Below are 24,314 nucleotides of genomic sequence, written 5' to 3' on the forward strand. Positions count from 1 at the left end.
GGCGTGGCGCTACTGGATTCGTATCATGCTGAAGATCGACAACCTCCACGCCCGCATCGGCGAAAAGGAAATCCTCAAGGGCCTGTCGCTGGACGTGAAGCCCGGCCAGGTGCACGCCATCATGGGCCCCAACGGCGCCGGCAAGTCCACCCTGGGCAATGTGCTGGCCGGCCGTGACGGCTACGACGTCACCGAAGGCAGCGTGCAGTTCGACGGTGTGGACCTGCTCGACCAGGACCCGGAAGCACGCGCCGCCGCCGGCCTGTTCCTGGCGTTCCAGTACCCGGTGGAAATCCCGGGCGTGAACAACACCTACTTCCTGCGCGCGGCACTGAATGCACAGCGCAAGGCGCGCGGCCAGGACGAACTGGATTCCATGCAGTTCCTGAAGCTGGTGCGGCAGAAGCTGGCCGTGCTGCACCTGAAGGACGAGCTGCTGCATCGTGGCGTGAATGAAGGCTTCTCCGGTGGTGAGAAGAAGCGCAACGAGATCTTCCAGCTGGCCGTGCTGGAGCCGAAGCTGGCGATCCTGGACGAAACCGATTCGGGCCTGGACATCGACGCGCTGAAGAGCGTGGCCGACGGCGTGAACGCGCTGCGCGCCGCCGACCGTTCGTTCCTGGTCATCACCCACTACCAGCGCCTGCTGGATTACATCAAGCCCGACGTGGTGCACGTGCTGGCCGACGGCCGCATCGTCAAGACCGGCGGCCCGGAACTGGCACTGGAACTGGAAGCCCACGGCTACGACTTCCTGAAGGATCGCGTGGTGCGCGAGGCGGCCGTCTGATGAGCGCCCTGCTCGACTCGATGGCCCAGGCTTTCTGCGGCAGCGATGCGCGCCGCGAAGTGCTCGATGCTGCCCTGCGCGATGGCCTGCCGGGCGCCCGCAGCGAAGCCTGGAAGTACACCTCGCTGCGCCAGCTGGAGCGCCGCGCCTTCGCACCCGCACCGCAGGCCCCGGCCGCGCTGGATGCCGAGGCGCTGGCCGACATCCCCGCACCGCGCCTGGTGTTCGTCAACGGCCGCCTGCACGATGGCCTGAGCGACACCCATGGCCTGCCGGCCGGCGTGCAGCTGGAAGCGCTGTCCAGCGCGTTGGCTGCCGGCGAGGATGCCGTGCGCTTCCTCGGCCGCCGCTACGAGCGCAGCGACGAAGTGTTTGCCCGCCTCAATGCCGCCCTGGCCGATGAAGGCGTGGTGCTGCGCGTGGATGAAGGCGTGCAGGTGGAAGTGCCGCTGCAGCTGGTGTTCGCCAGCGTGGCCGGCGATACCGACCTGGCCTGGCACCACCGCCACCTGATCGAACTGCGTGCCGGCGCCAGCCTGGGCGTGGTCGAACACCGCTTCAGCGTGGGCGATTCGGCGCACCTGGACAACAGCGTGCTGCACGCCCACGTGGCCCGCGACGCCGTGCTCAAGCACGCCCGCGTGCAGGCCGGCAGCGCGCGCCAGACCAGCTTCCTGCGTACCGATGCGGTGCTGGCGAGCGATGCGCAGTACCACCGCGTGGACCTGGAGCTGGGCGCCGCGCTCAGCCGCCATGAACTGAACGTGCGCCTGGAAGGCGACAACGCGCAGCTGACCGCCAATGGCGTGCTGCTGGGCAATGGCCGTCGCCACGTCGACACCCGTCTGGGCATCGACCACATCGCCCGCGACACCCGCAGCGAACTGCTGTGGCGCGGCGTGGCCGCCAACCGCAGCCGCGTGGTGTTCCATGGCGGCATCCAGATCCGCGAAGGCGCCGATGGCACGGACGCGAACCTGTCCAACAAGAACCTGCTGCTGTCGGCCGATGCCGAGATCGACACCCAGCCGGTACTGGTGATCGACGCCGATGAAGTGAAGGCCGCACACGGTGCCACCGTCGGCCAGCTCGATGCCAACGCGCTGTTCTACCTGCGCTCGCGCGGCCTGCCGCAGGCCCAGGCGCAGGCGCTGCTGAGTGCCGCGTTCTGCCACGAACCGCTGAAGGTGCTGCCCGACGCGCTGCGCGAGCAGCTGGCACGGCGCCTGGACAAGGCCCTGGCCGAGGCGGGCGTGGCATGAACCTGTCCACCCCGCGCCCGATCGAAGAGCGCGCCGCCGCCCCTGACTGGGACCGCGTGCGCCTGGACTTCCCGCTGCTGATGCGCGAAGTGCACGGCAAGCCGCTGGTCTATTTCGACAACGCCAATACCGGCCAGAAGCCGGTGCAGGTGATCGGCGCGGTGGACGAGTTCTACCGCCGCTACAACGCCAATGTCAGCCGTGCGGTGCACGCGCTGGGCACCGAAGCCACCGACGCCTACGAAGGTGCGCGCGACAAGCTGGCGCGCTTCCTCAACGTCCGTGCCAACGAGCTGGTGCTGTGCAGCGGCACCACCTTCGCGCTGAACCTGGTCGCCTATTCCTGGGCACTGCCGCGACTGAAGGCCGGCGACGTGATCCTGGTGTCGCGCATGGAACACCATGCCAACATCGTGCCGTGGCAGCTGGTCGCCCAGCGCACCGGCGCCACCATACGCGTGGCCGAGATCACCCCCGACGGCGCACTGGACCTGGACGCGCTGCGCAAGGCGATGACCGCCGAGGTCAAGCTGCTGGCCGTGGCCCATGTGTCCAACGTGCTCGGCACGGTGAACCCGGTGCGCGAGATCTGCCGCGAGGCACGCAAGCGCGGCATCATCACCGTGGTCGATGGCTCGCAGGCCGTGCCCCACCGCAAGGTGGACGTGGCCGCGATCGGCTGTGACTTCTATGCCATCACCGGCCACAAGATGTGCGGCCCGACCGGCACCGGCGCCCTGTGGGCACGCCGCGAACACCTGGACGCCATGCCACCGTTCCTGGGTGGCGGCGAAATGATCAAGGAAGTCAGCTTCGACGGCACCGTGTTCAACGACGCCCCGCACAAGTTCGAAGCCGGCACCCCCAACATCTCCGGCTTCATTGGCCTGGGCGTGGCCGCCGATTATCTGCAGGCGCTCGGCCAGGACCACGTGGAAACGCGCGAAGCCGAACTGCTGGCGCACTTCACCGAAGAACTGCAGAAGATCGACGGCCTGCGCATCTTCGGCACCACGCCGGACAAGGCCGCGGTGGTCTCGTTCCTGATCGACGGCGCCCACTCCCACGACCTGGCCACCCTGCTGGATCTGGAAGGCGTGGCCGTGCGCTCGGGCCAGCACTGCGCCCACCCGCTGCTGCAGTACTACGGCGTTGCCGCCACCTGCCGCGCCTCGCTGGCGTTCTACAACACCCACGCCGAGATCGAGCGCTTCATCGTGGCGCTGAACAAGGTGCGCAAGCTGCTGGGCTGAGCCCGAGCGCTCAAGGGGTCAGATCCCTTTCGCAGGGCGAAAGGGCTCTGACCCCGTCAATGCACCAGCCAATCGCTGCTGCGACTGCAACGCCTTCCGTATCGAAGCGAGATCCTGCGCAGGAATGCCCTGCTCCATGAACGCGGCGTAGCGCCTGCGCCGCTCCTCCACATCCGCAGCCATCAGCTCGAACGCCGAATGCGGCACCAGCAGCGCGTTCACCCTGCCCTGTGCGTGGGCCCTGTAGCTCGACCAGCGGTAGTCCCCAGGATGCGCCACCATCCCCGCCCGCACCGGGTTGAGTTCGATGTAGCGCTGGCAGGCCAGCAGGTACCGATCCGAATCCACCTGCGTGGAGTGAAAGCGCCCTTCCCAGAGAGTGCCCGTTCGGCTCTCGCGGTCGTTGACCCGCCGCACATAGGCACGACTCACCGCCTGCATCATTTTTGAGAGCCCACCGGGCGAATCAGGTGTCACCAGCAGATGGACATGGTTGTTCATCAGTACGTAGGCATGGACCCGGCAGTGCTGCTGATCCGCCTGGCCGCACAGCAGACGCAGGTAGGCGACGCGGTCGCCATCGCTGAAGAACACGCTCTGCCGGTTGTTGCCGCGCTGGACGATATGCTGCGGGAAACCCGGTGCATCAACGCGGCGCGGGCGGGGCATGGGCGTCTCCGGTTACCAGAGGGGTCAGATCCCTTTGCCGGGCAAAGGGATCTGACCCCCAGCATCTGCTGCTGCCGCTCCGAAGGCAGTCGGTCCACCACCCGGCGTGGCGTCGTCCCATTGGGGTCAGAGCCCTTTCGCGCTGCGAAAGGGATCTGACCCCATCCCATTGGCGCCCCCACCCCACCTAGAATGGCGGCATGAGCACTCTGACTTTCCGCGCCGCCACGCCGGCCGACATTCCTGCCCTGATCACCCTGGTCACCTCCGCCTACCGTGGCGATGCCAGCCGCGTGGGCTGGACCACTGAAGCCGACCTGCTGGACGGCGCCCGCATCGACGCCCAGGGCATCCAGGCCGACCTGGACCGCCCGCGCTCGACCATCCTGCTGGCCGAACGCGAGGGCCGCCTGGTGGCCTGCGCCCACGTCGCCGATGTAGACGGCAAGGGCTACTTCGGCATGTTCTCGGTCGACCCGGCCCAGCAGGGCGGTGGCGTCGGCAAGCAGCTGATGGAAGCGGCCGAAGCCCACGCGGCGCGTGAGTGGCAGCTGCCGGTCATGCAGATGACCGTGATCGACGTGCGCGAGGAACTGATCGCGTTCTACGAGCGCCGCGGCTACCAGCGCACCGGCATCAAGAAGCCCTTCCCCTATGGCGACGAACGCTTCGGCATTCCCAAGCGCGACGACCTGCGCTTTGAAATCCTGGAAAAGCCACTGGCCGGGGCATCGGCATGAGCGAGGCCTGGACCTTCGTCTGCGCCGGCGCGGAACTGCTGCCGGGTGAAATGAAGAGCGTGTTCGACGAGGTGACCGGCACGCCCATCGTCGTGTTCAACCTGGACGGCGAGCTGTATGCGCTGGAAGACCAGTGCACCCACGAGGAATTCGAACTGTCCTCGGGCGAGTTCAACACCAGCGAGGGCAGCATCGAATGCGTGCTGCATGGCGCGCGCTTCGACGTGCGCGATGGTCGCGCCCTGTGCGCCCCGGCCTATACCGCGGTGCCGAAGTTTCCGGTGAAACGCGAGCACGACGCGATCTGGACCCGCGACGACCGCGACTGACCCAGCAAGGGCGTTGCGCGCCCCGCCGCGCGCCCGCTCACCCAGCTAGCGGTTGCGGCGCATACCGGCCGCCACGGGCCTGCCAGGCCGCCCCAGGCCCGTTCACGAACGCCCGCCGACCTCGCAGATGCGAATCATTATCGTTGGTGTTATCCTGCGCGCCTCGTTCGTAACGGTTTGTAACGCCACCGCATCATGGCTTTGCCTGCGGCCACCGCCACGCTGTGCCAGCTTGCCCGCCAGGGGTGGCCGCTGCTTGCCGCAGCGCTGCTGACTCTGCTGCTGGGCTGGTCGGCCCTGCATGAGGGCCGTGGGACGACCGCTGCAATCGAGGTGGCAGCCGCTCCGGCAACAGCGCTGGACAGCGCGCCGCACGCCCCCGAAGGTGGAACGCCGCCGGACGAACGGCTGCAACGCAGCGAAGCACCGGCCGAAGGCGGCCACGAAGACCCGCCCGCGCCGCCGGCGCAGCTCTGCCAGCACACGCCGCCTGTCGCGCCGCCGCATGCGGCGGTCGCCCCTGCAGTCAGCACCGCCATCGCCTCCCGCAACCGGCGCCAGCCGCCCTCGCACGCGCCTCCGGCCGCCCTGGCCTGATCGCAGCGCGCTCGCGCGCACTGCGCTGCATCCCCGTTTCCCGCCCGCGTCCGCGGTGCGCGCGTTCCTGTACCCGCCCCCGTTCCCGCCCCTGTCGCGCACGCGCCGACGGCCCATTCCTGTCTTTCATTCCCATGCCCATGAGCCCCATCAAGAGCCGCAAGCACGCCACCCCGCTTCGTTCCCTGCCGCTGGCCACCCTGGCCGCCGGCCTCGGCCTGGCCACCCTGCCCGCCCTGGCCCACGCCGAAGCGGCCGACAACGCACGCACCCTGGACAAGATCGACGTGCACGCCACGCGCGGCTACAAGGCCGACAAGGTGGCCTCGCCGAAGTTCACCCAGCGCCTGCAGGACACCCCGCAGACCATCCAGGTCATCACCAGCGACCTGTTCAACCAGCAGGGCGCGACCACGCTGACCGAAGCGCTGCGCAACAGCCCCGGCGTGGGCACCTTCTATGCCGGCGAGAACGGCAACACCACCACCGGCGACGCGCTGTTCATGCGCGGCTTCGACACCTCCAACAGCCTGTACGTGGACGGCGTGCGCGACCTCGGCTCGATCTCGCGCGATGTGTTCAACATCGAACAAGTGGAAGTGACCAAGGGCCCGGCCGGCACCGACAACGGTCGTTCGGCACCCACCGGTGCGATCAACCTGGTCAGCAAGCAGGCCAACCTGCAGGACGCCACCTCGGCCAGCATCTCGCTGGGCAGCGACCAGCAGCGCCGCACCACGGCCGACTGGAACCAGTCGCTGGGCGCCACCAGCGCGCTGCGCATCAACGGCATGTGGCAGGACAGCGACCAGCCGGGCCGCGACCACGTGCAGAACAAGCGCTGGGGCATCGCACCGTCGCTCGCCTTCGGCCTCGGCACCGCCACCCGTTACTACCTCAACCTGCTGTACGTGAAGCAGGACAACGTGCCCGATGGCGGCGTGCCCACCCTGGGCCTGCCGGGCTGGACCCCGCAGCCGACCCTGGAAGCGCTGGCCGGCCACCCGGTCGATCCGGAAAACTTCTACGGCACCCGCGCCGACCACGATGACGTGACCGCGCAGATGGCCACCTTCCGTTTCGAGCACGACTTCAACGACAGCGTGCGCCTGACCAACACCGCGCGCTGGGGCCGCACCGAACAGGACTACCTGCTCACCGCCTTCATGGGCACCGGCGTGCGCGGCGCGGGCGGCCGCCCGACCGGCAACATCACCTATACCAACCCGGCCGACCTCTCCAGCTACGCGATCGCGCGCAGCCTGCCGACCTTCAAGGACCAGCGCAACACGATCCTGACCGATCAGCTGAACCTGCGCGCGGACTTCGCCACCGGCGCAGTCGGCCACGCCCTCAGCGCCGGCCTGGAGTTCACCCGCGAGGAACTGGACAGCTACGGCCAGGCCGCCGCCGCTGGCACCAGCTGGCCGGCCGCCAACCTGTACGACCCGGACTGGAACGTCAGCGGTCTGAACTGGGCGCACAACGGTGCCGACGCGCATGGCAAGACCACCACCTCCTCGGTCTATCTGTTCGACACCTTGTCCTTCGGTGAAAGCTTCCTGCTGACCGCCGGCGTGCGCGCCGACCACTACAAGACCGAGTACGCCAGTGCGTCGGTGTGTGGCGGTCGTGGCGGCCCGGTGTGCGGCAGCAATCCCACCGGCACCGTGCTGCGCAACCCCACCCTGGAAGCCAGCGACACCCTGCTGAACTGGAAGCTGGGCGCGCTGTACAAGGTGGGCGACACGGTCAGCCTGTACGCCAACTACGCCATTTCCCAGCAGCCGCCGGGCGGCGCCAACTTCCAGCTGAGCAGTTCGGCCAGCAGCGCCGACAACCCCAAGCTGGACCCGCAGAAGGCCAAGACCTTCGAAGTGGGCAGCAAGTGGGGCTTCATGGATGACGCGCTGGCAGTGAACCTGGCGCTGTTCCAGACCGACGTGGACAACGAGATCAACACCACCGTGCTGGACGATGCCGGCAATCCCACCCAGACCGGCAGCAAGCGGGTGAAGGGCGTGGAGCTGTCGGCGGTCGGCCGGGTGACCGAGAACTGGTCGGTCAGCGCCGGCTTCAGCCATCTGGATACCGAAGTGAAGGAAGGCGCCAAGGTGGCCGCCGATGGCACCACCAACCTGACCTACACCCCGGACGATACGTTCACCGGCTGGACCAGCTACGTGCTGCCTTACGGCATCACCGTGGGCGGTGGCGTGCGCTATGCCGCCGGCATGCACCGCGGCACCGACGGCGCGGTCGGCACCCCGTCGTTCACCAAGTCCTATGCGGTGTACGACGCCATGGTCTCGTGGGACGTGAACGAGCACGTGTCGCTGCGCTTGAACGGCTACAACCTGTTCGACAAGCAGTACGTGGCCAGCATCAACAAGAGCGGCTACCGTTACACCCCGGGTGCACCGCGCACCTTCCTGCTCAGCGCGGACATCCGCTTCTGATGCAGCGCGCGGGGGAGCCCGTCTCCCCCGCGCCTTTCGAGGAACCGCCATGCTGCTGCACATTCCGCAGGTCCTGTCTTCCGACGATGTTGCCCAGCTGCGGCAGCGCCTGGATGCGGCCGACTGGGCCGATGGCCGGGAAACCGTGGGCGTGCAGGGCGCGCGGGTAAAGCACAACCAGCAGTTGCCCGATGCATCGCCGTTGAAGGCCGAACTGGGCAGCATCGTGCTGGCCGCGCTGCAGCGCCACCCGTTGTTCTTCGCTGCCGCCCTGCCGCTGAAGATCCTGCCGCCACGCTTCAACCGCTACACCGGCGGCGGCACCTACGGCTTCCATGTCGACGGCGCAGTGATGAACCTGGCCCACGGCGAACAGCTGCGCTCGGATATTTCCTGCACCCTGTTCCTGTCCGCCCCCGAGGAGTACGACGGCGGCGAGCTGGTGATCAGCGATACCTACGGCGAACACGAAGTGAAGCTGCCGGCGGGTGATCTGATCGTGTACCCCTCCAGCAGCCTGCACCAGGTCACTCCGGTCACCCGTGGCGCACGCGTGGCCTCGTTCTTCTGGGTGCAGAGCATGATCCGCGACGATGCCCAGCGCCGCCTGCTGTGGGAAATGGATACCTCCATCGAGCGCCTGCGGCAGACCAGCGCCGACCCCGGTGCCGTGCTGCAGTTGACCGGCGTCTACCACAACCTGTTGCGGCGCTGGAGCGAGGTCTGAGCGATCTACCCGGCGCGCGACGCCATCTGACAATCATTCTCATTTGCAACTGCTAACCACTCTCATTACAATCACGCCCCGTTGACGCCGGCGGTTCCGGCCGTTCCCAGGGTTGCCCATCTTGCTTGGCCCGCTTCGCCCCCGCCCGCTTCGCCACGTGCAGCTCGGTACCGCCATGCGCGGCCGCCGGCCTGCGCTGGCCAGCCTGTTGGCGTGGGTCGCGATGCTGGCGTTGCTGCTGGGCACCCTGCCGCTGCTGCCAGCGGCGCATGCCAGCCTTGCGCAAGCGCAGCAGCATCCGCTGGAAGAGCGTGGTGGTGAGCGCGGCGCGCACGAAGAGGCCCCGGCCAAGCTGCGCCGCTGCGCCTGCACACCGCGGAAGACAACCGACACGGCGCCGCCCCTGCTGCTGGCCCGCCAGTGGCTGCACAGCGAACTGCAGTTGATCCCCACCGCGCCGGCGCATGCCGTCGCGCAGACGGACTGGCCACTGGCCGCTCCGGACACACCCTGGGCCGACGCGCCCGGGCGTCGCCAGCAACGCGGCCAGGCCCCGCCGCTGGCCTGATCCCCGGCCCTGGCTGACCGCATTGGCGGTACAGCCTGCGCGCCGCTGCGTGTTCGTTCCCTGCCGCCCCTGACCGGGCATTCCTGCCGCCACCGCGCCTGCCGCGCGGTTCCGCGCGCGCTCGCATCCTTCGAGGTTCCTGCCATGGCCCAGCGCCATCGTGTTCGTTCGTCCCTGCCCCGCCACCTGCTGACCAGCGCCGTGCTGGCCACCTTCGCCGCCCCTGCCTTCGCCAACGGTGCCGCCGCCGGCGCACCGCAGACCCTGGATACCGTGGTGGTCACCGCTTCGGGCTTCGAACAGAAGATCACCGACGCCCCAGCCAGCATTTCCGTCATCACCCAGGAAGAGCTGACCACCCGCCCCTACATGACCCTGCTGGACGCGGTGCGCGACCTGGAAGGCGTGGACGTGGGCGAAACCCGCGACAAGACCGGCCAGGGCACCATCTCCATGCGCGGCATGGGCTCGGATTACACCCTGATCCTGGTCAACGGCCGCCGCCAGAACAACCACGGCGACATCTACCCGAACAACTTCGGCGGCAACCAGTTCAACCACATCCCGCCGCTGGATGCGATCGAGCGCATCGAAGTGATCCGCGGCCCGGCCTCCACCCTGTACGGCGCCGATGCGATGGGCGGCGTCATCAACATCATCACCAAGCGTTCGCTGGACCGCTGGAGCGGTTCGGCCACGCTGGGCGGCACCTTCGAAACCGACGACCAGTTCGGTGATGACCGCACCGCCGATGTGTACGTGACCGGCCCGCTGGTGCCCAACGTGCTGAACCTGTCCGCGCGCGCCAGCTGGTACGACCGCGATGCCTCCAACCCGGTGTACAGCCCGGTGCTCGACCCCAGCGGCGTGGCCCATGACCGCTCGCTGGGCTTCGGTGGCGGTGGCAAGACCGTGGACAACACCAACAAAGCCGGCGGCATCAGCCTGGACTGGAACATCAGCGATGCCCAGCGCCTGACCCTGGACTACGACACCTCGCGCCAGGAGTACGACAACGCGATCAAGATCAACGATGCCGGCGAAGAGGAGTACCCGGTCGGCACCGTGGACAGCCTCAGCAGCATCTGGCGCAGCAGCAACTTCTGCCGCGGTGCCAGCGGCGCCAATGCCAACGCCTGCCGCAGCAACGGCGGTACGTGGTCGCGCCGCGCCGACCCGCGCGTGGGCTACAGCCCCAGCCAGGAATTCACCCGCGACGCCTGGGCGGTCACCCACGAAGGCCGCTGGGGCTTCGGCAACAGCCTGGTTTCGCTTTCGCACGTGGCCACCAACAACGACGGGCGCACCATGCCCTTCACCGTGGCCGAGCGCGTGCAGCTGCTGCAGATGATCGATGCCACCGGCCCGTACGCCGGGCTGCCGCTGGCCGAACGCCGCGCGCTGGCCGAATCGACCTTCCTGCCGCGCCCGGCGCGCACGCTGGAAAGCGAGCAGTACACCCTGGATGCGAAGCTGGACATTCCGTTCCAGGCCGCCGGCCAGCACGTGGCCGTGGTGGGCGCGCAGGTGATCCGCGGTGAACTGACCGACGGTGTGTTCGGTACCGAACGCGGTACCCCGGGCCTGAGCCAGGACCACAACATGTACTCGCTGTTCGCCGAGGACACCTGGACCGTGCTGGCACCGCTGGCGATCACCTACGGCCTGCGCTACGACGACCATGAAGTGTTCGGCGACCAGCTCAGCCCGCGCCTGTATGGCGTGTACACGGTCAACGAGGCCTGGACGGTGAAGGGCGGCGTCAGCACCGGCTTCAAGACGCCCAAGACCACCCAGCTGTACGATGGCGTGATCGGTTTCGGTGGCCAGGGCACCTCGCCCATGTTCGGCAACCCGGACCTGAAGCCGGAAACCAGCACCAGCACCGAACTGGCCGTGTACTGGCAGCATCCCGCCGGGCACAGCTTCAATGCCACCGCCTTCCACAACCGTTTCGACGACAAGATCGCCTCGCAGCCCTGTGGCGCCGCGCTGACCCTGTCGTGCAGCTCCACCGGTGAATATGCCGATCTGGGCTACGCCAGCAGCACCCGCACGGTGAACATCGACGAGGTGGTGATCCAGGGTGCGGAAGTGGCCGGGCGCTGGAACATCAGCGATCAGTTCAGCCTGCGCGCCAACTACACCTTCACCGACAGCGAGCAGAAGAGCGGCGCCGAGAAGGGCCGACCGCTGGGCAACAGCGCGCGGCACATGGCCAACGCCACGTTCGACTGGCGCGCCAGCGAGCGCTTCAACGTGTTCCTGACCGCCGAAGCGCGTTCCAAGCGCTACGGCGGCATCAGCACGGTGACCGGCCGGGAACGCTACTACAAGGATTACACCGTGCTGCACCTGGGCGCCTCGTTCGAAGCCACCGAGTGGCTGACGGTGAACGCCCGCATCAACAACCTGCTGGACCGCGACTTCACCACCTACCAGACCCACTTCACCGATCTGGACAGCGACGGCATCTACACCGATGACACCAACGAAGTGCTGTTCGAGGATGACTACAACAACAAGGACAAGGCCCGCAGCGTCTGGGTCAGCCTGAACTTCCGCTTCTGAGTGCTGGCACCGCCCTGCTCTGGTGGGTGCCAACCTTGGTTGGCACCGCTCCATCCACGCATGGCGTGGATCGACCCGCGCGGGATACACAACGACACCTAATTGCGAGCCATTCTCATTAATGCTGTAATGGGCAGTCTTCACCTGCCCCGAAAAACACCGTGAGCCGTCCTGCCTCGTCCACCGTGCAGCAGCAACAGAGCCGTGGCTTCTGGCTGCGTACGCTGCACCAGTGGCACTGGATCAGCTCGGCGGTGTGCCTGATCGGCATGCTGCTGTTCGCGGCCACCGGCCTGACCCTGAACCATGCGGCGAAGATCGAAGCCAAACCGCAGGTGCACAACCAGCAGCTGGAACTGCCGCAGGCCCTGCTGGGCCAGCTGGGCACGCGCGAGGACGGCAACGCACCGATCCCGCGCCCGGCGCGGCAGTGGCTGGACCAGCAGCTGGGCATCGCCATCGGCGGCCGCCCGGCCGAATGGTCGGCCGAGGAAATCTACCTGTCGCTGCCGCGCCCCGGCGGCGATGCCTGGCTCAGCATCGACCGCGAAACCGGCGCTGTGGAATACGAATCCACCTCGCGCGGCGTGGTGTCCTACCTCAACGACCTGCACAAGGGCCGCAACGCCGGCCCGGCCTGGGGTTGGTTCCTGGACCTGTTCGCCGTGGCCTGCCTGGTGTTCTGCATCACCGGCCTGTTCCTGCTGCACCTGCATGCGCGGCAGCGGCGCATGACCTGGCCGCTGGTCGGCCTGGGCCTGATGATTCCGCTGCTGATCGCCCTGCTGCTGATCCACTGACTTCCATCCGTTCCCTTCGGAGCCGCCCCATGCGCGTCACCCTCACCATCGCCCTCAGCGGCCTGCTGGCCACTTCGCCGGCCTATGCCACCACCCTCGACATCAACGTCGAAGTGCCCAAGCTCAACGTCGCCGAATACCACCGCCCGTATGTGGCGGTGTGGCTGGAAGGTGCCGACCAGAAGGTCGCCGCCAACCTGTCGGTCTGGTACCAGCAGACCAGCAACAGCGAAGGCCATGGCACCAAGTGGCTGCCCGACCTGCGCCAGTGGTGGCGCAAGAGTGGCCGCACCCTGCAGGTGCCGGTGGACGGCGTGACCGGTCCCACCCGCCCGGCCGGCAAGCACGCGCTGTCGTTCACCGACAAGCAGCCGGCACTGAAGCAGCTGGCCCCCGGCAACTACACCCTGGTGGTGGAAGCGGTGCGCGAAGTCGGCGGCCGCGAACTGCTGAAGATCCCCTTCACCTGGCCGGCCACCGCCGCACAGAACGGCAAGGCGCAGGGCGCCACCGAACTGGGCCTGGTCACCCTGGCCGTGAAGCCCTGATTCGCCTTTCCGGGGTCAGAGCCCTTCCTGCGGAAGGGATCCGACCCCGGGGTCGGATCCCTTTCCCGCGGAAAGGGCTCTGACCCCACCCACCCAACGTCCCTGGAGTCTTCCGCATGAAGCGCACGCTCGTCCTAGCCGCCGCCCTGGCCGCTGCTCTTCCGTTCTCCGCCCTGGCCCACAAGGCCTGGCTGCTGCCCTCGCAGACCGTGATCGCCGGTAACGCACCGTGGATCACCGTCGATGGCGCCGTGTCCAACGACCTGTTCTATTTCAACCACGTGCCGCTGCGCCTGGAATCGCTGGTGATCACCGCGCCGGACGGCAGCACCGTGCAGCCGCAGAACGCGGCCACCGGCAAGTACCGCAGCGTGTTCGACATCGAGCTGAAGCAGCAGGGCACCTACCGCATCGCTTCGGTGAACGATGGCCTGTTCGCGACCTACGAACTGAACGGCGAGCGCAAGCGCTGGCGCGGCACCGCCGCCACCTTCGGCGAGCTGCCCAAGGATGCGAAGAAGCTGGAAGTAAGCCAGTCGGTGGGCCGGGTGGAAACCTTCGTCACCAACGGCGCGCCGAACGACACCGCACTGAAGCCGACCAACCGCGGCATCGAACTGGTGGCCGTCGGTCACCCCAACGATCTGTTCGCCGGTGAGCAATCGACCTTCCGCGTACTGGTCGATGGCAAGCCGACCGCCGGCCTGGCCTTCGAGATCGTGCGCGGCGCCACCCGCTACCGCAATGCGCAGGACGAACTGAAGGTGACCAGCGACGCCAAGGGCGAGATCCAGGTGACGTGGCCGGAAGCGGGCATGTACTGGCTGGAAACCGGCACCGAGGACAACAAGACGTCGGTGAAGCAGGCCGCCAAGCGCCGCCTGAGCTACGTCGCTACGCTGGAAGTCCTGCCGCAGTAACCGAACCGCGGCGGTGCCGGGTTGTCCCCGGTACCGCCGCCTGCACCGCCTGACATGACCGATACCCTGCTCGACATCGCCCGCCTGGGTGGCACCACCATGGGCACCACCTGGAGCGTTTCGCTGGTTGCGCCACGCCAGCGCGACCTGCACCCGCTGCATGCAGGCATCCAGGCCCGCCTGGACGATGTGGTCGCGCAGATGAGCACCTGGGAACCCGCTTCCGACCTGAGCCGCTACAACCGCGCGCCAGCAGGCCAGTACTGCGTGCTGCCGGCTGAAACCCGCCAGGTGCTGGCCTGTGCGCAGGCCATCGCCGCGGCCAGTGACGGCGCCTTCGATCCGACGGTGGGGCCGCTGGTGGCGCTGTGGGGCTTCGGCGCACATGCCGGCCCCCGCTCGCTGCCCAGCACCGATGTGCTGCAGGCCACCCGCGAACGCTGCGGCTGGCAGCGCCTGCACTGGCAGGGCGACGCCCTGCTGCAACCCGGCGGGCTGGAACTGGACCTGTCGGCGATCGCCAAAGGCTTCGGCGTGGATCATGTCGCCGCGTGGCTGCGCAGCCAGCAGATCGAAGCAGCGCTGATCGAAGTGGGCGGCGAGCTGGTGGGCTACGGTCGCAAGCCCGACGGCCAACCATGGCGCGTGCTGGTGGAATCGGCGCCGGAAGAAGATGCAGGCACCGACACGCCACCGCGCGTGCTCGCGCTGCACGGCAAGGCGGTGGCCACATCGGGCGACCGCTGGCACCAGTACAGCACCGATGGCCAGGCCTACAGCCACAGCCTGGACCCGCGCACCGGCATGCCGGTACGCCAGGTCGCCGCGGCCGTGACCGTGGTGGCCGACGACGCCATGCACGCCGATGCCTGGGCCACCGCGCTCACCGTGCTCGGCCAGGCCGCCGGCATGGCGCTGGCCGAACGCGAGGGTCTGGCCGTGCGCTATCTGCAGCGCACCGCGCACGGTGCACAGGAACATCTGAGCGGCGCTTTCCTGCGCCTGCTCGACGAGCAGGCCGCATGAGCCGTCGCCCTTCGCGCGCGCAGCTGGGAAACCTGCTGGTGCTGGCGCTGCTGGTCGCCGCCGCCGTCGCCCTGCTGCGCCTGCATCTGGGCGAAACCTGGTGGCAGGGCGCACCGACGCCACGGCATTGGCTCGTCGCGCTGATCGCCGTGGCGCTGTATGCGCTGGCTTGCGCGGTGCTGTGGTGGCGTGGCCGCCCGCGCGACGACCGCAGCGCCGATGGTGCCACGCCGTTGCTGCTGGTCTGGTCCAGCCAGACCGGGTTCGCCCGCGAGATGGCCGAACGCAGCGCCGAGGCCCTGCGCGCGGCTGGTCTGCCGGTCCGCCTGCGCGGCCTGCATGAAGTGGATGGCCCGCTGCTGGCCGACAGTACGCGCGTGCTGTTCATCGCCAGCACCACCGGCGAAGGCGATGCCCCCGACCATGCCCTGCCCTTCCTGCGTGGCGCGATGAGCGCTTCGCCCACGCTGGGCCACCTGCACTACGGCGTGCTGGCCCTGGGCGACCGCAGCTATGGGCATTTCTGTGCCTTCGGCCACCAGCTCGATGCCTGGCTGCGCCAGCACGGCGCCCATCCGATGTTCGATGTGGTGGAGGTCGACAACGCCGACCCGGCCGCGCTGCGCCACTGGCAGCAGTTGCTGGGGCAGATCGGCGGCGGCGCCAGCGAACTGCCCGACTGGAGCCCGGCCGAGTACCAGCCATGGACGCTGCTGCAGCGCGAGCATCTCAACCCAGGCAGCCTGGGCGGACCGGTGTACTGGCTGCGCCTGCAGCCCCCTGCAGGCAGCGATGCGCCGTGGCAGGCCGGTGATATCGCCGAAGTCGGCCCCCAGCACGCCGCACACAGCACGCGCGACTGGCTGCAATCGAACGGCTTCGATCCGGCGGTGGTGCTGGACGACGGACAGGTGCTGCTCGACCGCGTCGCCCGCTCGCACCTGCCGAACCTGGTCGCACGCGGCGACCTTCCCGGCCTGCTGGCGGCACTGCAGCCGCTGCCGCATCGCGAGTATTCCATCGCATCGGTAATGGCCGATGGCGCACTGGAACTGCTGCTGCGCCGCCAACTGCGTGCCGACGGCACACCGGGCATCGGCAGTGGCTGGCTGTGCGACCACGCCGCCATCGGCGAACCGGTGCAACTGCGGCTGCGTCGCAACCAGAACTTCCACGGCGTGGCCGCCGACGTGCCGTTGCTGCTGATCGGCAATGGCACCGGCATTGCCGGCCTGCGCGCGCACCTGCACGAACGCGCGCGTGCCGGCGCGCAGCGCACCTGGCTGCTGTTCGGCGAACGCTCGGCCGCGCACGATTTCCACTTCGGCAATGAGCTGCAGGCGATGCTGGGCGACGGCACGCTGCAGCGCCTGGACACGGTATTCAGCCGCGACGGCGGCGCGCACCGCTACGTGCAGGACCGGTTGCTGGCCGAAGCGGCGACGCTGCGGCACTGGGTCGATGAAGGTGCCACGATCCTGGTCTGTGGCAGCCTGCAGGGCATGGCCCCGGCAGTGGATGCGGTGATCGAACAGGTGCTGGGTGCCGACGGCAAGGAAGCCCTGCTGCTGGCCGGCCGCTACCGCCGCGACGTGTATTGAAACCCACCGCGGGGTCGGATCCCTTGCCGCAGGCAAGGGCTCTGACCCCATCCACGCATGGCGTGGATCTACTGGCGCGACGTGTATTGAAACCCACCGCGGGGTCGGATCCCTTTCCGCAGGAAAGGGCTCTGACCCCATCCACGACCCCATCCACGCATGGCCCGGCGTTACCCTGCGCGCGTTACCCGTATCGCCAACAACTCGCCGCCGCCCTGCAGCGCGTGGCGCTGGCGCTCACCGGCAGCCAACCACGCCGTATCCCCGGCCTGCATCGGCGGCAACCCACTGTCGGCACCGAATTCGGCATGCCCGGCCAGCAGGTACAACGCCCAGGCCACGCCCGGTTCGCAGAAGAAGAACATCGACCCCACCAACGGCCGGTGCAGCAGCTCGGCCTGCAGCACATCGCGCTGCCACATCAGGTTGAAATCGTGGGTGGGGCCGTCCACCAGTTCCCCCTGCAACGTCTGTTCGCCGGCAAAGCGCCCGCGCCCGTGCGGCGGCAGTACCTCGGCCACGTGGCCGTCGGCGAAGCGCAGCCGCACGCCGTTGCCATGCAGCAGCACCAGTTCGCGCTCCACCCCCGGGAACGCCGAAAACGCGGCATCCTGCTCGATCTCGGCCACCGACAGGCGCAGCGCCCAGTCGTCGCCCAGCGCCGGCAGGCGCAGGATCTCGCGGGTCCAGCCCAGGCCATTGCGCCAGCGTTCGCGGCGGTAGTCCAGGCTGGAAATCACCTGGCTCGGGGTGTGCAGCAGGGAATCGATGTCCATGCCCGCATTGTAGGTGCGTGCGTCAGCCGGCGCCGCCACAGCCACCGGCCAGCAGCTTGGAATGTTTCAGCCAGTCCGGGTCGGGGTAGTAGGCAAATACCAGCGCGCCACCGCGCAGCGAATCGATCAGTGGCCGCGATACCGACAGGCGCACCGCCGGGCAGCCCAGGCTGCGCCCCAGCCGCCCCTGCAGCCGGGCCACGGTCGGGTTCACATAGGGCGCGCCGTGGATGACGATGGCGCGATCACGCGCCAGGTCGTTGTAGCCCGGCTCCAGCCCATCCAGGCGCAGCGAATAGCCGTTGCCGCCCATGTAGGTTTCCTTCGCGGTGAAGGCACCGATGCTGGACATGAAGCTGCCATCGCGGTTGGAGAAATGTTCGGTGCGATTGCCCCCGCTGTTGCGCCCGTGCGCCACCCATTCCTCGAACAACAGCCGCTGCCGCGCCAGGTCGAACACCCACAGGCGCTGCTCGGTGGACGGCCGCGAGTAGTCGATCACCGCCAGCCGTTCGCCGCTGACGCCCAGCTCGGGTCGCTGCAGCGAACAACGCAACGCCGTTGCCGCCAGCTTCAGTACCTGGCGGTCGGCATTGGGCGCGGTGCGTGCCAGCAGCGCGGTCAGGTCTTCGGTGCTGGCGGTGGCGACGGCGGGCGGGGTGGCCGCAGACGCCGCACCGGCCAGGATCGCCAGCAGGCCGCCAGCGGCCCGCCAGCACGTGCGTGAAACGTTCATGGGTGACGGCAATCTACTCAGGACTTCTTCGACGTGGGCGCGGCCGGCTCCGATTCCAACACCGGCTGCAGGCCCGATTCAGCCGCGCTTGGGCGTACCGCCGGCAGCGAGGTGACCAGCAGGGTCGTGCCGGGCACCAGCACTTGGTACAGCTGGCGGGCGAAATCAGCCGGCAGCGCCATCGGCAGCGACGGCGTGGCCAGCAGGTCGGGCGTGGCCTGTGCGCGGTCCTGGCCCAGCAGCGGATACGCGGTCCACTGGTGCAGGCGCTGCTGCGCATCCAGCGGGCTGGGCGTATCGCTGTAGCCCTGCCCCATCACAAACAGCGTGGTGCCCTGGAAGGCCGGCAGCGCATCGGCGCGCAGCGGCGATTCGCCGATCATCACCCCGTCGCGCAGCACATACAGGCGCTGGTCCTGCAGGCTGACCAGGATGCCGACCTGGCCGGCCGGCGCGGCCGCATCATTCCACCATGCCGCCGCGGCGGTGCCCGTCTCACCGTCCGGCAGCGCCTGGCCCTTGGCATTGACCGGTGCCAGCACTGCCGGATAGGCCAGCGTCATCGGCGCGCTCTTGGCATCGGCCACCACCACCGTGTCGCCGCGCTGGGTGGCACTGAACAGCTTCTGCGCGAAGGCCTGCGGCAGGCGCACGCAGCCGTGCGAGGCCGGGTGCCCGGGCAGGCTGCCGCCGTGCAGGGCAATGCCATCCCAGGTCAGCCGCTGCATGTAGGGCATGGGCGCGCTGTTGTACAGGTTGGAACGGTGGTCCTTGTCCTTCTGCAGGATGGTGAACACACCGGTCGGGGTTTCGTGCCCGGTCTTGCCGGAGCTGATCGTGCTCAGCCCGATCGCGATGCCGTTGCGGTACACGTAGGCACGCTGCTCATCCAGGCTGACCACCAGCACGATCGGACCGGAGGGCGATATTTCCGGGTGCCACAGGTATTCACCGGGCTTCAGATCGGTCGGCCCGCGCACCTCGGCACTGGCTGGGGCAGTGGCCGTTGCAGCGGCGGGCGTGGCCGCGCTGACCGTACTGGCCGCGCAGGCCAAGGCAAGCGCCAACGGCAAGGCAAGACGATGAAGGGACATCCGGTGGCTCCATTCCATGGGGAGCCCCCACGCTACACCATCGCCGCGTCGCAGCCGTGCGCACAAAAAGAAACTGCCCGGCGACACTACCGTGTGTCGTACCGGGCAATCGTCACGTCCTTGTCGGCCTGCTGCCATCCCCCGCGTCCTGCGGTATGGGGATGACGTTGCGTCCTGCACGCGGCCGCGTCTGTCCTGTTTGTATCTCAGCCCCTTCCACAGGTCTGTGATGCCACCATCCTGGTGATTGGTGTCGCATCCGTGCGACGGTCGGTGGTCACGGCCTTCCTGTCCGCGACCGGTGAACCAGCCTCCTGCCGGTTCCGACGATCCTCTTGTCATCGCCTCGGTACGGTTCGCACCGGTACCGATCCGGGTACCGGATCCGCGGGCAACAGCCTGTTGCCGACGGTGATCCGCTGTCGATTCCGTTCGACGATTCCTGTCCCTATCCCCTTCACCTGCGCAAGATCCTCAACGCGGTGAAACGGGCCGTGTGTGCGCCGGTGCTCGACGATTGCCGCAGCCTTCCTGGCCCCGACCATCGACAGTCCCTGCTGCAGCGCCTGGGCATCGGCCCGGTTGATGTCGATGGGCTCGGCGGCTTGCGCCCCCAGCATCCACATTCCCAGCACCAGCGCCCTTAACACGACACTCCAAGGCACGACGTGTATCTCCTTGTGGTTCTGGCCGTCCCGACCGGCAATCCCGTCGGCCGAAACAGTGTCCGTCACCACATGTGCACAGCCTATCGGTTTCACGGATTTCTAAAAGCCAGCCAACTACCCGACGTCGTGTAGGAAAAACCCTACCCCCGTCGCAGGCGTAGAATGCGCGGATCAGCCATGCAACCGGAGTTTCAGATGGACAGCGCCAAGCTCGGCCAATTCGTCAATGAAAAGTGGGACAGCGAAATCGTCCCGCAGTTGGTCGACTACATCCGCATTCCCAACAAGTCGCCGATGTTCGACGCCAATTGGGTGCAGAACGGCTATATGGAACAGGCGGTCACCCTGATGGAGAACTGGGCCAAGGCCCAGCAGCTGCCCGGCCTGAAGGTCGAGGTGGTCCGTCTGGAAGGCCGTACCCCGCTGATTTTCCTGGAAATTCCGGCCACCGGCGCGGAAACCGGCGATGACACCATCCTGCTCTACGGCCACCTGGACAAGCAGCCGGAAATGACCGGCTGGGACGACGACCTCGGCCCGTGGACCCCGGTATTGCGCGGCGACAAGCTGTACGGCCGCGGCGGCGCCGATGATGGCTACGCGATCTTCGGCTCGCTGGCGGCGGTGCTGGCGCTGCAGGCCCAGGGCCTGCCGCACGCCCGCTGCGTGGTGCTGATCGAAGCCTGCGAAGAATCGGGCAGCTACGACCTGCCGGCCTACGTCGACCACCTGGCCGACCGCATCGGCAAGCCGTCGCTGGTGGTCTGCCTGGATTCGGGCTGCGCCAACTACGACCAGCTGTGGTGCACCACCTCGCTGCGCGGCCTGACCGGCGGCAACTTCACCGTGAAGGTGCTCAACGAAGGCGTGCATTCCGGCGATGCCTCCGGCGTCATCCCGTCCAGCTTCCGCCTGCTGCGCCAGCTGCTGTCGCGCATCGAAGACCAGGACACCGGCCGCATCCTGATCGACGGCATGAACGTGGAAATCCCCGCCGAGCGCCAGGAACAGGCCAAGCGTGCCGCCGAAGTGGTCGATACCGAGATCTTCGAGAAGTTCCCGATGGTCGACGGCCTGCGCCCGATGAACGACGACCTGGCCGAGCTGGTGCTCAACCGCACCTGGCGCCCGGCGCTGTCGGTCACCGGCATCGGCGGCATGCCGCCGCTGGAATCGGCCGGCAACGTGCTGCGCCCGCAGACCTCGGTGAAGCTGTCGCTGCGCCTGCCGCCCACCGCCGACGGCAAGACCTGCGGCGAACTGCTGAAGGACGCGCTGCTGCGTGACCCGCCGAACGGCGCCCAGGTCACCCTGGACCTGGAAAAGGCCTCCACCGGCTGGAATGCCCCGGCCATGGCGCCGTGGCTGACCCAGGCCATCGACGATGCCAGCCAGGCCTTCTTCGGCAAGCCGGCGATGTACATGGGCGAAGGCGGCTCGATCCCGTTCATGGGCATGCTGGGCGAGAAGTTCCCGGGCGCGCAGTTCATGATCACCGGCGTGCTCGGCCCGCACTCCAACGCGCACGGCCCGAACGAGTTCCTGCACATTCCGATGGGCAAGAAGGTCACCGCCTGCGTGTCCAAGGTCATCAGCGAACACTACGCTGCCAGCCTGCGCGGCGAGACCAGCGGTTCGCCGGTGGCCGCCGACAGTGGCACCCGCCACGGCGACCACGGCTGCTGCTGATTCCGGCACACCGTGACGGACGCAGCCTGGCCTTGCTAGGCTGCGTCCACCCCCAGCGGAAACCACGCGCATGAATGGTCTTTTCGGCAGCAGCAGCTGGTTGTACATCCTGCTGGTCGGCTTCTTCGTCGGCCTGCTCGGGCGCTTCTTCATGCCCGGCAACAACCGCATGGGCTGCCTGCTGACCATCGTGCTGGGCATCGTCGGTGCCCTGGTGGCCGGGTGGTTCGGCCAGTACATGGGCTGGTACCGCCCCGGCGAACCGGCCGGCTTCCTCGGTGCGGTGGTCGGCGCGGTGGCCGTGCTGGCCCTGATGCGCCTGTTCAGTCCGCGCCGCTGATCTCCCCCTTCTTTCCTGAACGTGGTGCGCCCAGCGCGCCCGGAACTGCCTGCATGACCGAACCTGCTTCCGATCCCCAGCGCAGCGCGCAGCGCCTGCAGTGGGCCCGCACCCAGCTGGACGACGCCCACGCGGTGGTCGAACGCGCTTCGGTCGATGCCGGCCTGCGCAGCTACTGGCGTACCACCAGCACACGCGGCAGCCACATCGTGATGGATGCACCACCCGGCCTGGAGGATCCGCAGCCCTGGCTGCGCATGCGCGCGCTGCTGCACGACCACGGCCTGCGCGTGCCCGGCCTGCTGGCCCAGGACCTGGACGCCGGCTTCCTGCTGCTGGAAGACCTGGGCGGGCCGACCCTGGCCAAGGTGCTGGACGAACGCAACGCCGATGCCTGGTTCGAGCGCTCCATCGACCAGCTGCTGCGCCTGCAGGCCATTGCCGTGCCGGCCGATTTCGGCCAGTTCGGTGAGGCGCTGCTGCAGCGCGATGCCGGCCTGTTCGAAGAATGGTTCCTGCAGCGCCACCTGGGCATCAACCTGGACTGCGGCGAAGCCGAAGCGTTGCAGCTGGTTCAGCGCCGCCTGATGGACAACGCACTGGGCCAGGCGCAGCTGATGACCCACCGCGACTACATGCCGCGCAACCTGATGCCGGTGGAAGACGGCCCAGCCATCCTGGATTTCCAGGATCTGGTGCGTGGCCCGATCGCCTACGATGCGGTCAGCCTGTTCAAGGATGCCTTCCTGAGCTGGCCGCTGCCGCGCGTGGACGGCTGGCTGGCGCTGTATCACCAGCGCGCGCAGGCCGCAGGCCTGCCGGTGCCCGACCGCGCCACCTTCCTGCGCGATGCCGACTGGATGGGCGTGCAGCGCCACCTGAAGTGCCTGGGCATCTTCAGCCGCCTGCGTTACCGCGACAACAAGGGCCACTACCTGGACGACGTGCCGCGCTTCATCGCCTATCTGGACGAAGTGCTGCCGCGCTACCACGAACTGGCGCCGCTGCAGCAGCTGCTGGAAACGCGCATCAAGCCCGCGCTGGCCGAACACGCCGCGCCGCTGCGCGTGGCCCGCTGAAGGCGCTGCGATGAAAGCGCTGATCTTTGCCGCCGGCCTGGGCGAGCGCATGCGCCCGCTGACCCTGCACACGCCCAAGCCGCTGCTGGCGGTGGCCGGCAAACCGCTCATCGTCTGGCACCTGGAACGTCTGGCGGCGCTGGGCGTGCGCGAGGTGGTGGTCAACACTGCCTGGCTGGCCGAGCAGTTTCCCGCCACCTTGGGCGACGGCAGCCAATGGGGCCTGCGCCTGCACTTCGTGTACGAAGGCGAGACGCCGCTGGAAACCGGCGGCGGCATCCTCAACGCCCTGCCCCACCTAGGCGACGCCCCGTTCCTGGTCGTGAACGGCGATATCTGGACCGATTTCGATTTCGCCACGCTGCCGCGCGAGCCCGCCGGCGAAGCGCACCTGGTACTGGTGGACAACCCGCTGCAGCACCCCAACGGCGACTACCGCCTGGATGCCCAGGGCCTGCTGCACCACGACCGTACGGGGCCGTGCCTGACCTATGCCGGCATCGGCGTGTACCGGCCGTCGATCGTGGCCGACTGGCGCACCGTGATCGGCGATGCGCCGGGCAGCGAGCGGGTGCCGCCGAAGTTCTCGGTGGTTCCGCTGCAGAAGCATTTCATGGCGCAGGGGTTGATGAAGGGGCAGCATCATCGCGGGAGCTGGACCGACGTCGGCACCGTAGATCGCCTGCACGCGCTGGACGCGGAGTTGGCCGCCAACGGCTGAGCCCCTCGTGGCTGGTCGCCTGGTCGGTCGAGTCGAGCTTGCTCGACTGCAAAGCTTGGCCGGGCGGGATGGGTACGCGGGGGACGCCGTGAATCCGTCCGTGGAGGCTTAGCCGCGCCATCCATGGCGCGGATACCCCCGCGTACCCATCCCGCCCGGCCTCTGACAATTTCCGTGCGCGTCCAGCCACGGAAAAGAAAAAGAAAATCAAAAGCGGGTCGCTTCGCTGCGCTCGCTCGTCTGTGTCGACCAAGGTCGACACCTACCAGACGCCGCGCGCATCAGATCCAAGGTCCAATTCCAAGGCCACCAACCAACTGTCAGAGGCGGGGCGGTGTGGGCTTGCAGGAC

At 68.1% G+C, this 24,314-nt stretch carries 24 protein-coding genes; 19 read left to right on the forward strand and 5 right to left on the reverse strand.

The features are described 5' to 3' along the window. Positions 1–25: 25 nt before the first annotated feature. Genes sufC through AC06FA_RS04615 form a run of 3 tightly spaced genes read left to right on the forward strand, consistent with a single transcriptional unit; the run spans position 26 to position 3,305 of the window. Entirely contained in the window at positions 26–790 is a 765-nt protein-coding gene (sufC, locus tag AC06FA_RS04605) for a Fe-S cluster assembly ATPase SufC (RefSeq protein WP_478067313.1), read from the forward strand. Beyond that, the gene (gene sufD, locus AC06FA_RS04610; protein ID WP_478067314.1) at positions 790–2,052 is read left to right on the forward strand and encodes a Fe-S cluster assembly protein SufD; all 1,263 of its coding nucleotides are present in this window, start codon (positions 790–792) and stop codon (positions 2,050–2,052) included. The genes sufC and sufD overlap by 1 nt, the downstream gene beginning before the upstream one ends. After that, positions 2,049–3,305 (forward strand): cysteine desulfurase, encoded by a 1,257-nt coding sequence (locus AC06FA_RS04615; protein WP_478067315.1) that lies wholly within the window; start codon positions 2,049–2,051, stop codon positions 3,303–3,305. Before sufD ends, AC06FA_RS04615 begins: the two co-directional genes overlap by 4 nt. 18 nt (positions 3,306–3,323) lie before the next feature. Here AC06FA_RS04615 and AC06FA_RS04620 read toward each other — a convergent pair whose 3' ends face one another. Further along, on the reverse strand, positions 3,324–3,974 hold the full coding sequence (locus tag AC06FA_RS04620; RefSeq protein WP_478067316.1) for a transposase: 651 nt from the start codon (positions 3,972–3,974) through the stop codon (positions 3,324–3,326). Between the two features lie 200 nt (positions 3,975–4,174). On the opposite strand from AC06FA_RS04620, the gene AC06FA_RS04625 reads away from it, so the two are divergent. From AC06FA_RS04625 to AC06FA_RS04680, 12 genes are all read left to right on the forward strand, one after another. After that, positions 4,175–4,714, forward strand: a complete 540-nt coding sequence (locus tag AC06FA_RS04625) for a GNAT family N-acetyltransferase (RefSeq protein WP_478067317.1) — start codon at positions 4,175–4,177, stop codon at positions 4,712–4,714. Next, complete coding sequence (locus AC06FA_RS04630; protein ID WP_108748836.1) at positions 4,711–5,043, forward strand: non-heme iron oxygenase ferredoxin subunit; 333 nt, start codon at positions 4,711–4,713, stop codon at positions 5,041–5,043. Before AC06FA_RS04625 ends, AC06FA_RS04630 begins: the two co-directional genes overlap by 4 nt. Positions 5,044–5,238: 195 nt before the next feature. Beyond that, positions 5,239–5,640, forward strand: a complete 402-nt coding sequence (locus AC06FA_RS04635) for a hypothetical protein (protein WP_478067318.1) — start codon at positions 5,239–5,241, stop codon at positions 5,638–5,640. A gap of 140 nt (positions 5,641–5,780) precedes the next feature. Beyond that, on the forward strand, positions 5,781–8,099 hold the full coding sequence (locus AC06FA_RS04640) for a catecholate siderophore receptor Fiu (protein WP_478067319.1): 2,319 nt from the start codon (positions 5,781–5,783) through the stop codon (positions 8,097–8,099). 49 nt (positions 8,100–8,148) lie between these two features. After that, a complete protein-coding gene (locus AC06FA_RS04645; RefSeq protein ID WP_108755601.1) occupies positions 8,149–8,826 on the forward strand; it encodes a Fe2+-dependent dioxygenase in 678 nt (225 codons plus the stop codon). Positions 8,827–9,001: 175 nt separating this feature from the next. Beyond that, a complete protein-coding gene (locus AC06FA_RS04650) occupies positions 9,002–9,394 on the forward strand; it encodes a hypothetical protein (RefSeq protein WP_478067337.1) in 393 nt (130 codons plus the stop codon). Between the two features lie 144 nt (positions 9,395–9,538). Further along, entirely contained in the window at positions 9,539–11,965 is a 2,427-nt protein-coding gene (locus AC06FA_RS04655; protein ID WP_478067320.1) for a TonB-dependent receptor domain-containing protein, read from the forward strand. Between the two features lie 161 nt (positions 11,966–12,126). After that, the gene (locus AC06FA_RS04660; RefSeq protein WP_478067321.1) at positions 12,127–12,765 is read left to right on the forward strand and encodes a PepSY-associated TM helix domain-containing protein; all 639 of its coding nucleotides are present in this window, start codon (positions 12,127–12,129) and stop codon (positions 12,763–12,765) included. Positions 12,766–12,794: 29 nt separating this feature from the next. After that, positions 12,795–13,313 carry a DUF2271 domain-containing protein gene (locus AC06FA_RS04665; protein WP_108752396.1) on the forward strand — a complete coding sequence of 173 codons (519 nt, stop codon included), beginning with the start codon at positions 12,795–12,797 and terminating at the stop codon, positions 13,311–13,313. Positions 13,314–13,429: 116 nt separating this feature from the next. Next, the gene (locus tag AC06FA_RS04670) at positions 13,430–14,233 is read left to right on the forward strand and encodes a DUF4198 domain-containing protein (protein ID WP_478067322.1); all 804 of its coding nucleotides are present in this window, start codon (positions 13,430–13,432) and stop codon (positions 14,231–14,233) included. Positions 14,234–14,287: 54 nt separating this feature from the next. Further along, positions 14,288–15,259, forward strand: a complete 972-nt coding sequence (locus AC06FA_RS04675) for an FAD:protein FMN transferase (RefSeq protein WP_478067323.1) — start codon at positions 14,288–14,290, stop codon at positions 15,257–15,259. Continuing rightward, complete coding sequence (locus AC06FA_RS04680) at positions 15,256–16,860, forward strand: sulfite reductase subunit alpha (protein WP_478067324.1); 1,605 nt, start codon at positions 15,256–15,258, stop codon at positions 16,858–16,860. Before AC06FA_RS04675 ends, AC06FA_RS04680 begins: the two co-directional genes overlap by 4 nt. A 170-nt stretch (positions 16,861–17,030) precedes the next feature. Here AC06FA_RS04680 and AC06FA_RS04685 read toward each other — a convergent pair whose 3' ends face one another. The 4 genes from AC06FA_RS04685 to AC06FA_RS04700 all read right to left on the reverse strand — a co-directional run bounded on the left by AC06FA_RS04685 (position 17,031) and on the right by AC06FA_RS04700 (position 20,200). Next, positions 17,031–17,636: a HutD/Ves family protein gene (locus tag AC06FA_RS04685; RefSeq protein ID WP_478067325.1), complete on the reverse strand. Its 606-nt coding sequence runs from the start codon at positions 17,634–17,636 to the stop codon at positions 17,031–17,033. Positions 17,637–17,658: 22 nt separating this feature from the next. Further along, complete coding sequence (locus AC06FA_RS04690; protein WP_478067326.1) at positions 17,659–18,372, reverse strand: murein L,D-transpeptidase catalytic domain family protein; 714 nt, start codon at positions 18,370–18,372, stop codon at positions 17,659–17,661. 17 nt (positions 18,373–18,389) lie between these two features. Next, positions 18,390–19,466, reverse strand: a complete 1,077-nt coding sequence (locus tag AC06FA_RS04695) for a L,D-transpeptidase (protein ID WP_478067327.1) — start codon at positions 19,464–19,466, stop codon at positions 18,390–18,392. A 338-nt stretch (positions 19,467–19,804) separates the two neighbouring features. Continuing rightward, on the reverse strand, positions 19,805–20,200 hold the full coding sequence (locus tag AC06FA_RS04700; protein WP_234412307.1) for a ComEA family DNA-binding protein: 396 nt from the start codon (positions 20,198–20,200) through the stop codon (positions 19,805–19,807). A 129-nt stretch (positions 20,201–20,329) separates the two neighbouring features. Between AC06FA_RS04700 and AC06FA_RS04705 the strand changes: the two genes are divergently transcribed. The 4 genes from AC06FA_RS04705 (at position 20,330) to murU (ending at position 23,963) form a co-directional block, all read left to right on the forward strand. Further along, complete coding sequence (locus AC06FA_RS04705) at positions 20,330–21,823, forward strand: M20 family metallopeptidase (protein WP_478067338.1); 1,494 nt, start codon at positions 20,330–20,332, stop codon at positions 21,821–21,823. 70 nt (positions 21,824–21,893) lie between these two features. Beyond that, a complete protein-coding gene (locus tag AC06FA_RS04710; RefSeq protein WP_108748822.1) occupies positions 21,894–22,163 on the forward strand; it encodes a GlsB/YeaQ/YmgE family stress response membrane protein in 270 nt (89 codons plus the stop codon). A 53-nt stretch (positions 22,164–22,216) separates the two neighbouring features. After that, positions 22,217–23,242, forward strand: a complete 1,026-nt coding sequence (locus tag AC06FA_RS04715; protein ID WP_478067328.1) for an aminoglycoside phosphotransferase family protein — start codon at positions 22,217–22,219, stop codon at positions 23,240–23,242. Between the two features lie 10 nt (positions 23,243–23,252). Beyond that, positions 23,253–23,963, forward strand: coding sequence for an N-acetylmuramate alpha-1-phosphate uridylyltransferase MurU (gene murU, locus AC06FA_RS04720; RefSeq protein WP_478067329.1), 711 nt, complete (start codon positions 23,253–23,255; stop codon positions 23,961–23,963). The last annotated feature ends 351 nt before the right edge of the window (positions 23,964–24,314 follow it).

It is taken from the genome of Stenotrophomonas sp. Steno-C17 (assembly GCF_056393165.1).

Bases quoted from the DNA above. Each gene is read 5' to 3' on its own strand.
- AC06FA_RS04665 (WP_108752396.1), top strand. From the start codon at position 12,795: ATGCGCGTCACCCTCACCATCGCCCTCAGCGGCCTGCTGGCCACTTCG.
- AC06FA_RS04670 (WP_478067322.1), top strand. From the start codon at position 13,430: ATGAAGCGCACGCTCGTCCTAGCCGCCGCCCTGGCCGCTGCTCTTCCG.
- AC06FA_RS04685 (WP_478067325.1), bottom strand. From the start codon at position 17,636: ATGGACATCGATTCCCTGCTGCACACCCCGAGCCAGGTGATTTCCAGC.
- AC06FA_RS04625 (WP_478067317.1), top strand. From the start codon at position 4,175: ATGAGCACTCTGACTTTCCGCGCCGCCACGCCGGCCGACATTCCTGCC.
- sufC (WP_478067313.1), top strand. From the start codon at position 26: ATGCTGAAGATCGACAACCTCCACGCCCGCATCGGCGAAAAGGAAATC.
- AC06FA_RS04630 (WP_108748836.1), top strand. From the start codon at position 4,711: ATGAGCGAGGCCTGGACCTTCGTCTGCGCCGGCGCGGAACTGCTGCCG.
- AC06FA_RS04680 (WP_478067324.1), top strand. From the start codon at position 15,256: ATGAGCCGTCGCCCTTCGCGCGCGCAGCTGGGAAACCTGCTGGTGCTG.
- AC06FA_RS04640 (WP_478067319.1), top strand. From the start codon at position 5,781: ATGAGCCCCATCAAGAGCCGCAAGCACGCCACCCCGCTTCGTTCCCTG.
- AC06FA_RS04635 (WP_478067318.1), top strand. From the start codon at position 5,239: ATGGCTTTGCCTGCGGCCACCGCCACGCTGTGCCAGCTTGCCCGCCAG.
- AC06FA_RS04620 (WP_478067316.1), bottom strand. From the start codon at position 3,974: ATGCCCCGCCCGCGCCGCGTTGATGCACCGGGTTTCCCGCAGCATATC.
- AC06FA_RS04710 (WP_108748822.1), top strand. From the start codon at position 21,894: ATGAATGGTCTTTTCGGCAGCAGCAGCTGGTTGTACATCCTGCTGGTC.
- murU (WP_478067329.1), top strand. From the start codon at position 23,253: ATGAAAGCGCTGATCTTTGCCGCCGGCCTGGGCGAGCGCATGCGCCCG.
- AC06FA_RS04650 (WP_478067337.1), top strand. From the start codon at position 9,002: ATGCGCGGCCGCCGGCCTGCGCTGGCCAGCCTGTTGGCGTGGGTCGCG.
- AC06FA_RS04675 (WP_478067323.1), top strand. From the start codon at position 14,288: ATGACCGATACCCTGCTCGACATCGCCCGCCTGGGTGGCACCACCATG.
- AC06FA_RS04645 (WP_108755601.1), top strand. From the start codon at position 8,149: ATGCTGCTGCACATTCCGCAGGTCCTGTCTTCCGACGATGTTGCCCAG.
- AC06FA_RS04715 (WP_478067328.1), top strand. From the start codon at position 22,217: ATGACCGAACCTGCTTCCGATCCCCAGCGCAGCGCGCAGCGCCTGCAG.
- AC06FA_RS04655 (WP_478067320.1), top strand. From the start codon at position 9,539: ATGGCCCAGCGCCATCGTGTTCGTTCGTCCCTGCCCCGCCACCTGCTG.
- sufD (WP_478067314.1), top strand. From the start codon at position 790: ATGAGCGCCCTGCTCGACTCGATGGCCCAGGCTTTCTGCGGCAGCGAT.
- AC06FA_RS04690 (WP_478067326.1), bottom strand. From the start codon at position 18,372: ATGAACGTTTCACGCACGTGCTGGCGGGCCGCTGGCGGCCTGCTGGCG.
- AC06FA_RS04705 (WP_478067338.1), top strand. From the start codon at position 20,330: ATGGACAGCGCCAAGCTCGGCCAATTCGTCAATGAAAAGTGGGACAGC.
- AC06FA_RS04695 (WP_478067327.1), bottom strand. From the start codon at position 19,466: ATGTCCCTTCATCGTCTTGCCTTGCCGTTGGCGCTTGCCTTGGCCTGC.
- AC06FA_RS04615 (WP_478067315.1), top strand. From the start codon at position 2,049: ATGAACCTGTCCACCCCGCGCCCGATCGAAGAGCGCGCCGCCGCCCCT.